We start from the raw sequence: 14,366 nt of genomic DNA on the forward strand, positions 1-14,366 counted from the left end.
GGGTGTGTGGCCGATTCGGCGGGGCGATTCGTGCGGAACCGCCCCAGGGACGCAACGAGGGCGTGGCGGCGATCGGCAAGCGACTCGCCCGAGCGGTGCGATACCGCGCCGCAAGTGCAAGCCGGGCGCCTCATGTTCGACCCAGGCCGTACGATCCACCCGCGGGCCGCCGTCGCGTCCCGCTCCGTTCTCGCGAGGCCGCGGCAACGCGGCGAATTCATGACCTCCGACAGCCTTACTCACGATAGCGCGAACTCCTCGGCGGCCGCCGACGGCGCCGTGCTCGACGCTTTCCATCCCGCAGTCGCGGCCTGGTTCCGCGCGGCCTTCGCGGCGCCGACCGGCGCCCAGGCCCTGGCCTGGCCGGCGATCCGCACCGGCGGCGACACCCTGGTCGCGGCGCCGACCGGTTCGGGCAAGACCCTGACCGCGTTCCTGGCCGCGATCGATGCCCTGGTCCGCGAAGGCCTGGAGCAGGGGCTGCGCGACGAGGTCGCGGTGGTCTACGTCTCGCCGCTGAAGGCGCTGTCCAACGACATCCACCTCAACCTGGAGGCGCCGCTGGCCGGGATCGGCGCGGCGCTGCAGGCGATGGGCCTGGGCGACCCCGGCATCCGCACTGCGGTGCGCACCGGCGACACCCCGGCCGGCGAGCGCCAGTCGATGCGGCGCAAGCCGCCGCACATTCTGGTCACCACCCCCGAATCGCTGTACGTACTGCTCGGTTCCGAGTCCGGCCGGGCCATGCTCGGCGCGGTGCGCACGGTGATCGTCGACGAAATCCACGCCGTCGCCGACGACAAGCGCGGCAGCCATCTGAGCCTGAGCCTGGAGCGCCTGGGCGCGCTGTGCGGCGCGCGGCCGCAGCGGATCGGCCTGTCGGCGACGCAGAAACCCATCGACGAAGTCGCGCGCTTCCTGGTCGGAAGCCAGCGCGTCGGCGCCGACGGCGTGCCGGACTGCCGGGTGATCGACATCGGCTACGCCAAGCGGCGCGATCTGGCGCTGGCGCTGCCGGGCTCGCCGCTGAGCGCGGTGATGTCGCACGAGCAATGGGACGAGGTCTACGAGCGCTTGGCCGCGCTGGCGCGCGAGCATCGCACTACGCTGGTGTTCGTCAACACCCGGCGCATGGCCGAGCGCGCTGCGCGCCACCTCGGCGAGCGCCTGGGCAAGGAAGCGGTCGCCGCCCACCACGGCAGCCTCGCCCGCGAGCTGCGCCTGGATGCCGAGCAGCGGCTCAAGCGCGGCGAACTGCGCGTGCTGGTCGCGACCGCGTCGCTGGAACTGGGCATCGACATCGGCGACGTCGATCTGGTCTGCCAGCTCGGCTCGCCGCGTTCGATCGCCGCATTCCTGCAGCGGGTCGGCCGCGCCGGCCATCACGTCGGCGGCGTGCCCAAGGGGCGCCTGTTCCCGCAGTCGCGCGAGGATCTGGTCGAATGCGTGGCCCTGCTCGACAGCGTGCGGCGCGGCGAGCTGGATGCGCTGCAGATTCCGCGCGCGCCGCTGGACGTGCTGGCGCAGCAGATCGTGGCCGAAGTCGCGGCGCAGGAATGGAGCGAGGACGCGCTGTACCAGTGCCTGCGCGGCGCTTGGCCCTATGCCGGGCTGAGCCGCGCCGACTTCGACGCGATCGTGCGCATGCTGGCCGACGGCTTCAGCACCCGGCGCGGCCCGCGTTCGTCCTACCTCCACCGCGACGCCGTGCACGGCCGCCTGCGCGCGCGCCGCGGCAGCCGCATGACCGCGGTGATGTCCGGCGGCACCATTCCCGACACCGGCGACTACGCGGTGCTGCTGGAGCCGGAGGCGCACAGTATCGGCACGGTCAACGAGGATTTCGCGATCGAGAGCCTGGCCGGCGACGTGTTCCAGCTCGGCAACGCCAGTTACAAGATCCTGCGCGTCGAGCCCGGGCGGGTGCGGGTCGAGGACGCGCACGGCCAACCGCCGAACATCCCGTTCTGGCTCGGCGAAGCGCCGGGACGCAGCAACGAACTCTCGCACTCGGTGTCGCGCCTGCGCGCCGGCGTCGATGCCGCGCTCGGCGAAAGCGCCGACGCCGCGGCCGCCGCGCGCTTGCTGCAGCAGCGCTACGCCTGCGACGGCGAGAGCGCCCTGCAGCTGGTCGATTACCTGGGCCGCACCCGCGCCGCGCTTGGCGTGGTGCCGAGCCAGGAGACGCTGGTGTTCGAGCGCTTCTTCGACGAATCCGGCGGCACCCAGTTGGTGATCCATTCGCCCTACGGCAGCCGGATCAACCGCGCCTGGGGCCTGGCGCTGCGCAAGCGCTTCTGCCGCAAGTTCAATTTCGAACTGCAGGCGGCGGCGACCGAGGACGCGATCGTGCTGTCGCTGTCGACCAGCCACAGCTTTGCGCTGGAAGAGGTCGCGCGCTACCTGCATTCGGCCAGCGCGCTCGACGTGCTGACCCAGGCCCTGCTGGACGCGCCGCTGTTCCCGGTGCGCTGGCGCTGGAACGCGACCACCGCGCTGGCGCTGCCGCGCTTCGTCGGCGGGCGCAAGGTCGCGCCGCAGCTGCAACGCATGAAGAGCGAAGACCTGCTGGCGACGGTGTTCCCCGATCAGGTCGCCTGCGCCGAGAACCTGGCCGGCGAGCGCGAGGTGCCCGACCATCCGCTGGTCGCGCAGACCCTGCACGACTGCCTGTACGAGGCGATGGACAGCGCCGGCTGGCTGCGCCTGCTGCAGCGGCTGGAAGCGGGGCAGGTGCGGGTGATCGGCCGCGACGTGGCCGCGCCGTCGCCGATCGCCGCCGAGGCGATCAATGCGCGTCCCTACGCCTTCCTCGACGACGCGCCGCTGGAAGAGCGCCGCACCCAGGCGGTGATGGCGCGGCGTTATGCCGAGGCCGAGGGCGCCGGCGATCTCGGCCGGCTCGATCCGCAGGCGATCGAGGCGGTGCGCGAAGAGGCCTGGCCGGAAGTGCGCGATGCCGACGAGATGCACGAGGCGCTGATGGGCCTGGGCTTCGTTACCGCCGAGGAGGCCCAGGCGCATGCCTGGAACGATCGGCTGGCGACGCTGGCGGGCGATGGCCGGGCCACGGCCTTGCGTTTGCCCGGCGCGGACGATGCGCCCGGTTGGTGGGTGGCGACCGAGTGTCTGCCGCAGGCGCAGGCGGTATTCCCGCAGGCAGCGATGGACACCGCGGTGACAGTGCCGGCCGAATTCCTGGCCGTGGCCTGGAGCAGCGAAGACGCATTGACCGAACTGTTGCGCGCGCGCCTGACCGCGCTGGGCCCGACCACCGCGACCGCGCTGGCCGCCGATGCGCGGCGCCCGCGCGGCGAGATCGATCTGGCCCTGGTGCGGCTGGAAAGCGAAGGGTATGCGATGCGCGGCCGGTTCGGCCGCGACAGCCTGCTCGGCGGCGAAGAGGAATGGTGCGAGCGGCATCTGCTGGCGCGCATCCACCGCTACACGGTCGGCCGCCTGCGGCGCGAGATCGAGCCGGTCGAGCCGCGCGATTTCGCCCGCTTCGCGTTCGACTGGCAGCATCTGAGCCGAGCCGAGCGCATGCACGGGCCGCAGGCCTTGCGCGCGGTGCTGGAGCAGTTGGAGGGTTTCGAAGCGCCGGCCTCGGTGTGGGAAAGCGAACTGCTGCCGGCGCGCGTGGCCGACTACGATTCCAACTGGCTCGACGAGCTGTGCGCGGCCGGCCGCATCACCTGGGCCCGGCTGCGCCCGCAGGCCGCCGGTGCCGACAGCGCGCCGCAGGGCGTGCCCAGCGTGCGCCAGACCCCGATCGTGCTGCTGCCGCGGCGCGCACTCGGCGATTGGCGGCTCAGCGCCGAGGCGGGCAGCGACCCGGCGCCGGTGTCCTCGCGCGCGCAGCGCGTGCTCGAGGTACTGCAGGCGCGCGGCGCTTCGTTCTTCGACGAACTCGAGCGCGCCGCGCACCTGTTGCGCACCGAACTGGAAGAAGCGCTGGGCGAACTGGTGGTGCGCGGCCGCATCACCTGCGACAGCTTCGCCGGCCTGCGCGGCCTGCTGGTACCTGCGTCCAAGCGCGCCTCGACCCACGGCAGCCGGCGCCGGCGGGCGCTGCTGACGGATTTGCAGGATGCCGGGCGCTGGTCCCTGGCCCGGCCGCAGCACGATGCCTTCGACGGCGGCACCGACGAAGGCGGGCCGGCGCAAGCCGCCGCGCGCCGCGCCGAAGCGGTCGAGCACATCGCCTGGCGGCTGCTGGAGCGCTATGGCGTGGTGTTCTGGCGCCTGATCCAGCGCGAGGCCGGCTGGCTGCCGCCATGGCGCGATCTGCTGCGCGTGTATCGGCGCCTGGAAGCGCGCGGCGAGATTCGTGGCGGGCGTTTCGTCGCCGGCATGAGCGGCGAACAGTTCGCCTTGCCCGATGCCGTTGCGGCGCTGCGCAAAGTACGCCAGCGCGAGCACGACGGCGAAATCGTCTGCGTGTCCGCGGCCGATCCGCTCAACCTGACCGGCAGCGTCCTGGCCGGGGCCAAGGTGGCGCGCATTCCCGGAGCGCGCATCGCCTTCCGCGACGGCGTCGCAGTCGCCGCCTTGCTGGCGGGCCAGGTCGAGGAATTCGAACCGCTGCCCGCGGAAGTGCGGCGCGAGGTGCAGCAGCGCCTGAGCCGTCGTCCCAGCGGCGCGGCGGCCGCTGCCGCGGCCAGCCTGGACGAAGTGCTGCGCAATCTCGGCCGGCCGTGACCGCCTCCGGCGGCCCCATGGGGCCTGCGACTTGCCGCTGTAGGAGCGGCGTAAGCCGCCACCGCCGCCGCAGTGCGCGCAGCGCTCGACCTGAAGCCGGCCGCTGCCTCGCGCCGGGCGACCATCGGCCGCGTCACTGGGCGTCGGCCGCGCCGCTTTCGTCCGTGTGCGTCAGCATTCGACCCGGCGCCGGCCCGCTGCCCTGCGACTGCAAGGGCTCAGGCTCCGCTGCCCTGCATCGCGACCGGGCGGGGCAGGCGGCTCTGGAACGAGGCGCGGACGCGGGCGAAGCCGCGCCGGTACAGCGTGCCACTGGTCGCCAGATGGCCTGCTTCGAGCACCTGCAGCGTCGCCACCGAACGCGCGGCGGCGCCTTGCGCGGCGGTTTCCAGCAGGGACTCGGCCATCAGCTGATAGGCCAGGCATTCGCCCCTGAGACCTTCGATCTGTTCGTACAGGCCCAGGCATTTGTGTTGCAGTTCCAGCGTCTCGCGCAGCGCGGTTTCGAGTGCGGTTTGCGGATCGATCGGGGGCACGTTCGGCTCCTGTGGCGTTGACGATGGCTGGCGGCTCACGAAACGGCCGATGCGGTGCGGAGCCCGTGCGAGGATGCCTTCGCGACGGAACGATCGCCGGCCGACCGGCCGGTCGGCGGAGCGGAGCGGAGCATCACGGTCACGGCGGCGTGTTGTGCTTGCGCGACGGCGCCTTGCGGTCGCTGAGCAGGGCGCTGACCACCAGGCCGACGCCGAGCACGCAGGCGAACAGGAACAGCACCAGCGCCAACGCCGGATAGCCGAGCAAGCGGTGCGGCGTGTCGATGCGCATCATCACCGCCGAGGCGATGATCAGCGCGGCGGCGATCGCCCCGGTGCTGATCCGGTTGGCGATCTTCTGCAGGCTTTCCATCAGCCGCGACTCCTCCAGCCCCGCCACCGACACTTGCATGCGGTTTTCGGCCAATAGCGACAGCAGCGCGGACAGCTTGCGCGGCGCGTCGCGCACCAGGCCCTGCAGCTCCAGTGCCTCGGTCGCCAGCCCCGGCGCCGACAGCGAATGGCGCAGGCGGCCGAGCATGACGAACTCCAGGTGCGGGCGGACCACCTCCTGAATGTCGAGGTCGGGCGCCAGCGCATGCGCTACCGCCTGCAGGTTGAGCAGGGTGCGGCCGAGCAGGCCCAGTTCCGGCGGCGGCCGCAGGCCGCAGGCCACCGCGACCCGCACCACTTCGATGAACAAGGTGCCTTCGGCGAGTTCGGCGCTGGACTGCTGCGCCGCATAACGGCCGACCAGATGGCCGATCTCGCGCCGGTAGCGGACTTCGTCGAAGGATTCCAGGCGCGTACCGATGGCGATGGTCTCGGCCGCCGCGTCCTCGCCGCGACCGTCGACCGCGGCCAGCATCAGCTTCAGCAGGCGGTCGCGGCGTTGCGGCGGTACGTGCACGATCATGCCCAGGTCGAGCACCGCCAGGCGCCCGTCCTCGGCCAGCAGAATGTTGCCCGGATGCGGATCGGCGTGGATCTCGCCGTGCAGGAACACCTGATCCAGGTACCCGCGCAACAGCGCTACCGCCAGCGGTGCGTACTCGTGCTCGGTGCGCAGCAGCCCGGACAGGTCGATCACCTTGCGCCCACGCACCAGTTCCATGGTGATGATGCGCGGCCCGCACAGACTCCACACCGGCTGCGGCACGTACAGCTCCGGATAGCGGGCCAGGTGCGAAGCGAAACGCTCGAGGTTGCGCGCTTCGGCGCAGTAGTCCAATTCGGTGTAGAGCGCGCGGCGGAACTCGTCGAGCCAGTCGGCGAAATGCATGCGCCGCCCGGTCGCGGTGACCCGGTCGGCGGTGTAGGCGAGGCGGGCGAGGATATCCAGATCGGTTCCGATCACCGCCTCGATGCCGGGCCGCTGCAACTTGACCGCGACTTCGCGGCCGTCGCGCAAGGTCGCGCGATGCACCTGCGCCAGCGAGGCGCGGCCGATCGGTTCCGGGTCGAAGCGCATGAATGCCTTGGTCAGACGCACCCGCAAGCGCTCTTCGACGAGCTCGCGAACCTGTGGGAACGGGATCTGTTCGGTCACCCGGTCCTGCATCCGTTCCAGTGCGCGGTGCAGGTCCTCCGGCAACAGGTCGGGGCGGGTCGAGAGCGCCTGGCCGAGCTTGATGAAGGCCGGCCCCAGCGACTCCAGGTCGTGGACGAAGGCCTCGCCGTCGCGGCGTTCGCCGGAGGCCTGCGCTTGCGCGTGTTCCGACAGGCCGCGCCCGGCGGCGACGTCGAATTCCGAGAACGCGCCGATGTGGCGGTATTTGGCGACGAAGGCCAGGATGCGCGCTGTGCGCAGAGCCGGACTATCCCCGCGGTCGAGCCGGTCGAGCAGGGCCGGGGCCATGGCTCAGCCGCCGCGCCGACGACGTTCGACCGTCTCGGCCGCATAGCCGACCGCTGCTACGGCTGCGATTTCGCGCGGGCGGCATTCGCCGACCGCCCAGCGCACGATCCTATAGCGCGGGTCGTGCCGCGGTTCCGAGCCGATGCGATGGCGGTCCTCATCGCTGCGTCGTTGCGGATCATCGTGCATGGCGGACTCTCCGGCTGAGTTCGAGGCGAGTGCTCCGGGCGGTCTGCTTGGCGCGCTCGCCCGGCGGTTCAATGCAAGGACGGGCGTGGGACGGGCGGCCCGAGGCGACTGTCGAGCATGAAGCGGATGCGCGCACCGACATAGTCGTATTCGTCGCGATCGGCGTGAGCGAGCACGGCCTCGATGGCGAGGCCGAATTCGCGTTCCAGGGTCTGCGAATCGGGCGGCGATTCGGTCCAGCCGGCGACGATCCGGTCCAGCTGATCCAGGGCAAGTTCGAGCGCGTCGTTCATGGCGTCCTCCTCGGCGGCGCATGGGCGGCGGGTGTGTCGCTGGCGGCGGCTGTCGATCGGTGCTGTCGTTGCGGGCTGTCACTCTCCATCGAAGCAAGGCGCATGCCAGCGGCGCGTCCGCGGACGTGGCCGTCGTCCGCCGGTCAGGCGCGATTCGGCCAAGCCCGGCCTTCGCCGCCAGCGGGCCCGCGCGGACGTTTTCCCGCCGAGCCGACGCGGAAACCGGCCGATGCCGCACCACCGCGCGGTTTGGGCGACGGCTCATTCGGCAAGGCCGGCGCCTCCCGCCGGATACGGTCCGGCCCGCGCGTCGGAATCCGCGCAAGGCATTCGCCGCGACCGGAAGTATTTTCCTTGCGCGAACAAATTTCGCCGCGATTCGGCAGGGCGGCGACCGGCGCGGGCCGAGTCGGCGCGCGGCTCGGCGCGGTTGCGACACCGCCCAGGCCGCTTCGTGGCCGTGCGCAAGGCGTGTTCAGCGGGCCCGGCTGGGGCTGTGGAACAGACTGTAAATGCCGAGCGAGACGATCGCACCAAGCAGGCTAAGCGTCAAACCGGCCAGACTGAGATCGCCGCGATCGAGTTGGCTGATGCCCAGCAAGCGTGCGGCGCAGCCGCCGGCGATCGCGCCGGCGATTCCGACCGCGATGTGCTGCGCGGTGTGGGGCGGCGCTGCGTTGCGCATGGCGCGGCTGCCGATCCAGCCGACCAGGGCGCCTATCGCGAGCCAAACGAGGATGCCGATCATGCCGTTTCTCCTCTTCGATGCCGGCGCAAACGGCCGCCGGAGGCCGTATGTCGCTATCTCACGATGGTCGCGCCGCCGTCACGAACGCGTCCTTTGCGCACCACGAGGCGCTTGGGTTGCGACGATCTGCGCAGTCCGCCACGTTTTGTCCGTGCGTTCGCGCAAGTCCGCGCAAGCGAGCGCCATGCGGCGCGGGCTGGCACAGGGTTTGCTTTATAGCGGTTGCCCGTTCCATCGTTGGTCAGAACGCATAAACGGCGCGAAGGCGGGCAGGGCCGTGGCCGGCGCGGTTGCGGGCGTTCGCAGCCATGGGCGCGCAGGTTCGCGGCCTCCATCCGAACGGCCGCGCATCGCGTATGCGCCGACCTGCGAGGCGATCATGCACAGAAGCCGATTCGCGCAATTGGTCATCGATTGCGAAACCACCGACCCCGATTGGGCGGCGCAGTTCTGGGCCCAGGCCCTGGGCTGCCGCATCCATCGTCTGCACAGCAGCGGCGACGCGATGTACCGGCAGTTGCTGACCCATGAAAACCAGCCCTGCGTCCTGGTGCAGGCGGTCGAACACGCCAGTCGCATGCACCTGGACATCGAGACCGACGACGTCGAGGCCGAAGTCGTGCGCCTGGAGCAACTCGGCGCGGCGCGCATCGCCCAGGTCAAGCAATGGTGGGTGATGGCGGCGCCGACCGGGCAGCGGTTTTGCGTGCTGCCGCCGCAACGGCCCGATTTTCCCGCGCACAGCAACGTGTGGCGTTGACCCGAGGCGGCGATGAACGCACCCGACGACGGCGGTCCCAGGCGCGCTCCGGCCCGACGCGCGCACCTGTCCACGGCGGTGCCGTTCGCCAAGCCGGTCGGCGAAATTCCCAAGGGCTCGTTGCGCCATCTCCGCGACGAGGCCGAGCACTGCCGTCGTTGCCCGCTGTGGCGCGGCGCGACCCAGACCGTGTTCGGCCGCGGCTCGTCCGATGCGCGGGCGATGCTGATCGGCGAGCAGCCCGGTGACCGCGAGGACCTGCGCGGTGAGCCCTTCGTCGGCCCGGCCGGACGCCTGCTCGACAAGGCGCTGGCCGACGCCGGGCTGGCGCGCTCGGCCTTGTACCTGACTAACGCGGTCAAGCATTTCAAGTACGAGCAGCGCGGCCCCGACCGCCTGCACACGCGCGCCAGCGCGCGCGAGCAGGAAGCCTGCCGGGTCTGGCTCGCGGCCGAGTGGCTGCGGGTGCGTCCGCGGTTGGCGGTCGCGCTCGGTGCGATGGCGGCGCAGACCCTGTTCGGCAGCGGCTTCCGGCTCAGCCGCGAGCGCGGGCAATGGCTCGAACTGGAACCGCATTGCCGGGCGTTGGCGACCTGGCACCCGTCCTCGGTGTTGCGCACCCCGGGAACGGGCCGGCAAAGGCGCTACGCCGAACTGGTCGAAGACCTCGGCCGGCTGGCCGAGGCCTTGCGCGAACCGGAGCCGTGAGCGCCCGCGTGTTCGACGCTGCGCGGGCCGGGGTCAGCGCCGGCACAGGCGCTCGTCGAGCGCGACCACGTCGGCCGACAACACATCGAGCTTGTCGCGGTCCTCGTGGCCGAGGTTGAGCAGCACGTTGCGTTCGCGCGGCGACAGTGCGCTGGGCACGAACAGGCCGAACGAGGGGCCGGCGTCGAGCCAGCAATCGCCGACCCGGCGCACGTGTTCGCGGTACGGCCGCTGATCCCAGTCCTCGGGCACGGCGCCGCAGGGGTGCACGCAGTCGGCCGGCACGCTGGCCACCGCCATGCGCAATTCGCGCGGCGCATCGCCGTCCAGGTGGGCAACGAACTCGAGCAGCGCGCCGGCCGGCGACAGTGAGGCGTAGATCGCGCGCCGTCCGGGGGAGGTCCAACGGCCGCCTTCGAATCCGGGCCCATCGTCGAACGCGTGCTCGACCTGCTCGGCGGCGACCACGCGATACAAGAGCAGATGCGGCAGCTTGCGCGCCGGTTCGGCGGATTGCGGCGCGCTGGTGGATGGCGGATCGCTGGCGGGGAAGCTGTCGGCGAGCTGCTTGTCGCGCGAGGCGGGACGCGCTTCGGGCGTGCCGGCGGGCGGATTGGGCTTGGACTGGCTCATGGTTCGGGGGCTCGGTCGGGGGAGGGGGGGGATTCGGCCGGCCCCGGTTTGGCCGGCGCGCTCACCGCGGGGGCTGCCCGCGCCGTGTCGCTCGCGGGCGCCTGGCAGTCCTCCAGCGCCGGCCCGGACAGGCCGCTGCAGGCGCTGCCCGGTGCGGTGGTTTCGCGCCCGGCCTCGGTCGCGTTCGCCCCCGGTTGCGCGATCGTGCTGTCGCGGGTGTCGGACTCTTGCGGCGGTTGGCTGCGACGCCGGTCGCAGGCGCCGGCCACGAGCAGCAGGCACAGGCCCAGGCAGAGCGGCAGCGCTAACGATTTGCTCATCTGACGTTTCATCGCGCAGTTCCGTTCGGTGTCGTGGAAGGGCGCAGCAAGCTCCGTGCCAGCGCCGGCGCGCGGCGCGGCGATGCAACGCCGGTGTCGTTACGCCAGCTCCCGCGCCGCGCAGATTCTGCCGGGCTGCGCAGGAGTTCCTGCGCGCCTGCCGTTCATCGACCTCGCTCGCGCCGTGCTGGCGCGCTCGCGGGCTCTTGGCACGCGACTTGCGGCTGTTCCAGTTGTTTCCCGCGTTGCGGTGGCCGCGCGCGCCACCGCATCGGGAATCTCATCTCCCAGTCGTTCAACCCCTGGAGCGCGAGCATGAACGAAGCCAGCACCACCCAGCCCCAGCCGCCGCAGTCGCAGGACGAGCAGCCGGGCCAGCAGAAGCCGATGCTGCCGCAGCCCGAGACCATCCGCGACAGCTACCGCGGTTCGCAGCGATTGAAGGACAAAGTGGCGATCGTCACCGGCGGCGACAGCGGCATCGGCCGCGCGGTCGCGGTGCATTTCGCCCGCGAGGGCGCCGATGTCGCCATCGCCTATCTCAACGAAGAAAGCGACGCCGAAGAAACCGAACGGCTGGTGCGCAAGGAAGGCCGACAATGCCTGCGCATCGCCGGGGACGTCGGCGACCCGGAGCACTGCCGCGAGATCGTCCGCCGCACCGTCGAGGCCTACGGCCGCGTCGACGTACTGGTCAACAACGCCGCCGAACAGCACAAGGTCGAAGAGCCTGAGCAACTGACTCCGGCGCAGATCGAGAGGACCTTCCGCACCAACATCTTCGCCTACTTCTTCATGGCCACCGCGGCGCTGCCGCACATGCCGCGCGGCGCCAGCATCCTCAACACCGGCTCGGTCACCGGCGTGCGCGGCCACGAGCAACTGATCGACTACGCCGCCACCAAGGGCGCGATCCACGCGCTGACCTTTTCCCTGGCCCAGGCCGTGGCCGGTCGCGGCGTGCGGGTCAATGCGGTGGCGCCGGGCCCGGTGTGGACGCCGCTGATCCCGGCCAGCTTCGACGAGGAGGAGGTGGCCAAGTTCGGCGCCGACACCTTGCTCAAGCGTCCCGGCCAACCGTGCGAGATCGCACCGGCCTACGTGTTCCTGGCCAGCGAAGAGGCCTCGTACATCACCGGGCAGACCATCCACATCAACGGCGGAGGACACATCAGTGCGTAAGCAGCAGCGCGAGAACGATCCCGTGGGGACCGGCGAGCTGAAGGCCGTGGCCGAAGAGGCATTGCGGCTAGGTGCCCGGGCTCTGGAAAAGAGCCGCGAATGGTTCAACGAAATGACCGACAACTTCACCGACAGGAGCGACGACATGAGACATCAAGGCGAACGCAATCGTGGCGAGCGTGGCCGCGATCCTTACGGGCGCGAAGCGCAGCAGCAGCGGCCCCGCTCGCAGCAGGCCGGATCGCGCGGCGATTACGATGACGGCGACGACTACGCCGCCGGCCCGAGCACCGGTTCGTCCGGCCGCGATTGGGACGAGCTGAGCACCCGCGGCGCCGACCGCCACGGCCATGAGCGCGGTGGCGGCTACATGCCCGAGCGCGGACGCGAATACGGCCATGCCAGCGGCTACGACTCGGGTCGCCAGGACTACGGACGACAGCACGATGGCCGCGAAGACTACGGCCGCGGCTGGCGCGACGACCGCGGCCAGGATCAGGCCCGCTCCAGCCGCTCGCACTCGGGCGAACGCAGCCTGTACGGCGCCCATGGCCCCGATATCGAACGCGCCTATTACGACAGCGGCTGGCGCGCCAGCGGCTTCGACGAACGCAGCCAGAGCGTGGGCTGGGAAGACGACCGCGGCGATGCCCCCGGCACCTCGCGCGGCTCGCGCTTCGGCGGCAGCCGCGGCGGCTACTCGCGCTTCGGACCCAGCTACGGCGGCGAAAGCGCCGGCCGCGGCGGCCGCGAAGGCCTGTACGACTACAGCGAACACCGCCCGCAACAAACCCGTGGCGGCGGCGAAGACCGCTCCTACAGCGACCGCGGCGGTCGCGGCTACGGTCAGGGCTACGGTCGTTCGTCGGGTTATGCCGATCGCAGCGGCTTCTCGGCCTCGGCCTACGGCTCCGGTTTCGACGCCAATCCCGGCGCCTACCGCGAACAGGGCGTAGCCAGCCAACGCGGCCGCGGCCCCAGCCGTTACACCCGCTCCGACGAGCGCATCACCGAAGACCTCAACGAGCGCCTGACCGAAGACGAGCTGATCGACGCCAGCGATATCGAAGTGCGCTGCGAGAACGGGCGTATCGTGCTCGAAGGCGAAGTCGACCAGCGCTGGATGAAACATCGCGCCGAAGACATCGCCGACGCCTGCAGCGGGGTCAAGGACGTCGACAACCGCATCCGCGTGCGTGGAGGCGGACGCACAGGTTCGGACCACGGCGGCGACCGCCACAACGAAACCGGCAGCGGCCCGCAGGCCGGGCAGGACAGCCAGGGCCAAGGGCAGGCCAGCCAGCGCGGCGCCAGCGCCGGCCAGCCCCGCACCGGCACCTTGCCGGGCACGTCGGCGCCGCCATCGAGCAGCACGGGAAGCGGCGCGACCGGTACCGGCACCGCGGGCAACCAAGGTGGGGGAGCGCAGACCCACTGAGCCTGCTCGGGACGCGAGGATGGGTTCCGCCGCGATCGTTCCGTCGCGGCGCCTCAAGAGGCCTGCACTCAGCGCAGGCCTCTTTCCATGCCGGACCGAATCTCGTCGATTTGCAGGTAAGCGTATGGGCGACCTGATCGCTGGCGACGAAAGAACGAAATCAGGACCGGCGCGAATGACCACGAAGGCGGCGCGCGCCCTCGACCAGAGCCAAAATGCCGAGTCCGGCCAGGGCCAGGCCCGGTGCCGGCAGCAGCATCGCCACGAGCAGACCGAACGGCGCCAGGACCAGGCCCCAGCCGAACAAATCGGCGCGCGCGGCGGTCGCCGACAGCGCCGTGCGCCGCGCCAGCCAGGCGTCCAGGCTCAGGCGCCCGGCGCCGCCGAGAATCAGCGGCCACAGCATGACCAGGAAGATCAGCGGCAGTTTGTAGTTGCCGCCGCCGCTGTCGCTGATCGCATAGCCCTGGGCGAGCTGGGCCAGGCCCATCCAGTCCTGCGGCCAGTGCACGGCGGCGGTGGCGACCACGGTCAGCACGAACAGCGAGGCGGCGGCGAACCGGGTGGCCAGGCCGAGCAACAGCGCGATCGCGCCGAGCAGTTCGAACCAGGTCGCCAGCGACCAGCTCAGCGTGGCCGGCACGCGGTCGAACGGGAACGGGAAGTGGGCCATGATCTCGCCGAACCAGTTCTCGCCATGGAGCTTCTCGCGCCCCGATTCGAAGAACTCCCAGGCCAGGATCAGGCGCAAGCCCACCGGCGCCAGCCAGGCGCCGACGCCGTCCAGGCGGTCGCGCAGGGACAGGCAGGATCTCAACAGGCACAACGACGGCATGAGGCACTCCACGGTCGCGCCGGAAATGCCGGCGCTTTACCGATAAGAGGCGCCGATCAGGCGGTAGGATTCGCGGCGGAGAAAAAAATCACCGCATTGGCGCGCATCTGCCGCAGCAGGCCGTGGCCGAGTTCGAGGAACGCGGCCGGGTCGTCGCTGCCGGCT

At 71.2% G+C, this 14,366-nt stretch carries 13 protein-coding genes; 5 read left to right on the forward strand and 8 right to left on the reverse strand.

Annotated elements, in window-relative coordinates; genetic code table 11:
• Positions 1-219 precede the first annotated feature (219 nt).
• The gene (locus tag TX83_RS18235; RefSeq protein ID WP_064749404.1) at positions 220-4,701 is read left to right on the forward strand and encodes a DEAD/DEAH box helicase; all 4,482 of its coding nucleotides are present in this window, start codon (positions 220-222) and stop codon (positions 4,699-4,701) included.
• A gap of 218 nt (positions 4,702-4,919) precedes the next feature.
• On the opposite strand, the gene TX83_RS18240 is transcribed toward TX83_RS18235, so the two are convergent.
• The 5 genes from TX83_RS18240 to TX83_RS18260 form a co-directional block, all read right to left on the reverse strand.
• Entirely contained in the window at positions 4,920-5,237 is a 318-nt protein-coding gene (locus TX83_RS18240; RefSeq protein WP_064749405.1) for a hypothetical protein, read from the reverse strand.
• Between the two features lie 139 nt (positions 5,238-5,376).
• Positions 5,377-7,095 carry an ABC1 kinase family protein gene (locus TX83_RS18245; RefSeq protein WP_064749406.1) on the reverse strand — a complete coding sequence of 573 codons (1,719 nt, stop codon included), beginning with the start codon at positions 7,093-7,095 and terminating at the stop codon, positions 5,377-5,379.
• Positions 7,096-7,098: 3 nt separating this feature from the next.
• Entirely contained in the window at positions 7,099-7,284 is a 186-nt protein-coding gene (locus TX83_RS18250; protein ID WP_064749407.1) for a hypothetical protein, read from the reverse strand.
• Positions 7,285-7,352: 68 nt separating this feature from the next.
• Positions 7,353-7,577 (reverse strand): hypothetical protein, encoded by a 225-nt coding sequence (locus tag TX83_RS18255; protein WP_064749408.1) that lies wholly within the window; start codon positions 7,575-7,577, stop codon positions 7,353-7,355.
• A 475-nt stretch (positions 7,578-8,052) separates the two neighbouring features.
• On the reverse strand, positions 8,053-8,325 hold the full coding sequence (locus TX83_RS18260) for a GlsB/YeaQ/YmgE family stress response membrane protein (protein ID WP_064749409.1): 273 nt from the start codon (positions 8,323-8,325) through the stop codon (positions 8,053-8,055).
• A gap of 379 nt (positions 8,326-8,704) precedes the next feature.
• Here TX83_RS18260 and TX83_RS18265 point away from each other — a divergent pair, with 379 nt between their 5' ends.
• Together TX83_RS18265 and TX83_RS18270 are read left to right on the forward strand one after the other, a co-directional pair.
• Positions 8,705-9,085, forward strand: a complete 381-nt coding sequence (locus TX83_RS18265; protein ID WP_064749410.1) for a VOC family protein — start codon at positions 8,705-8,707, stop codon at positions 9,083-9,085.
• Positions 9,086-9,097: 12 nt separating this feature from the next.
• Entirely contained in the window at positions 9,098-9,793 is a 696-nt protein-coding gene (locus TX83_RS18270) for a UdgX family uracil-DNA binding protein (RefSeq protein WP_079248302.1), read from the forward strand.
• A 33-nt stretch (positions 9,794-9,826) separates the two neighbouring features.
• Here TX83_RS18270 and TX83_RS18275 read toward each other — a convergent pair whose 3' ends face one another.
• Both TX83_RS18275 and TX83_RS22940 read right to left on the reverse strand, forming a co-directional pair.
• Complete coding sequence (locus TX83_RS18275; protein WP_064749411.1) at positions 9,827-10,426, reverse strand: RES family NAD+ phosphorylase; 600 nt, start codon at positions 10,424-10,426, stop codon at positions 9,827-9,829.
• On the reverse strand, positions 10,423-10,758 hold the full coding sequence (locus TX83_RS22940; RefSeq protein ID WP_141233562.1) for a hypothetical protein: 336 nt from the start codon (positions 10,756-10,758) through the stop codon (positions 10,423-10,425). The genes TX83_RS18275 and TX83_RS22940 overlap by 4 nt, the downstream gene beginning before the upstream one ends.
• A gap of 303 nt (positions 10,759-11,061) precedes the next feature.
• Between TX83_RS22940 and TX83_RS18285 the strand changes: the two genes are divergently transcribed.
• Together TX83_RS18285 and TX83_RS18290 are read left to right on the forward strand one after the other, a co-directional pair.
• Positions 11,062-11,928, forward strand: a complete 867-nt coding sequence (locus TX83_RS18285; protein WP_064749413.1) for an SDR family oxidoreductase — start codon at positions 11,062-11,064, stop codon at positions 11,926-11,928.
• The gene (locus tag TX83_RS18290; RefSeq protein WP_064749414.1) at positions 11,921-13,366 is read left to right on the forward strand and encodes a BON domain-containing protein; all 1,446 of its coding nucleotides are present in this window, start codon (positions 11,921-11,923) and stop codon (positions 13,364-13,366) included. The genes TX83_RS18285 and TX83_RS18290 overlap by 8 nt, the downstream gene beginning before the upstream one ends.
• A gap of 160 nt (positions 13,367-13,526) precedes the next feature.
• On the opposite strand, the gene TX83_RS18295 is transcribed toward TX83_RS18290, so the two are convergent.
• Positions 13,527-14,201: an HvfX family Cu-binding RiPP maturation protein gene (locus tag TX83_RS18295; protein ID WP_079248303.1), complete on the reverse strand. Its 675-nt coding sequence runs from the start codon at positions 14,199-14,201 to the stop codon at positions 13,527-13,529.
• Positions 14,202-14,366: the final 165 nt, after the last annotated feature.

It is taken from the genome of Lysobacter antibioticus HS124 (assembly GCF_000336385.2).
In the GTDB taxonomy this organism is placed as follows: Bacteria; Pseudomonadota; Gammaproteobacteria; order Xanthomonadales; family Xanthomonadaceae; genus Lysobacter; species Lysobacter firmicutimachus.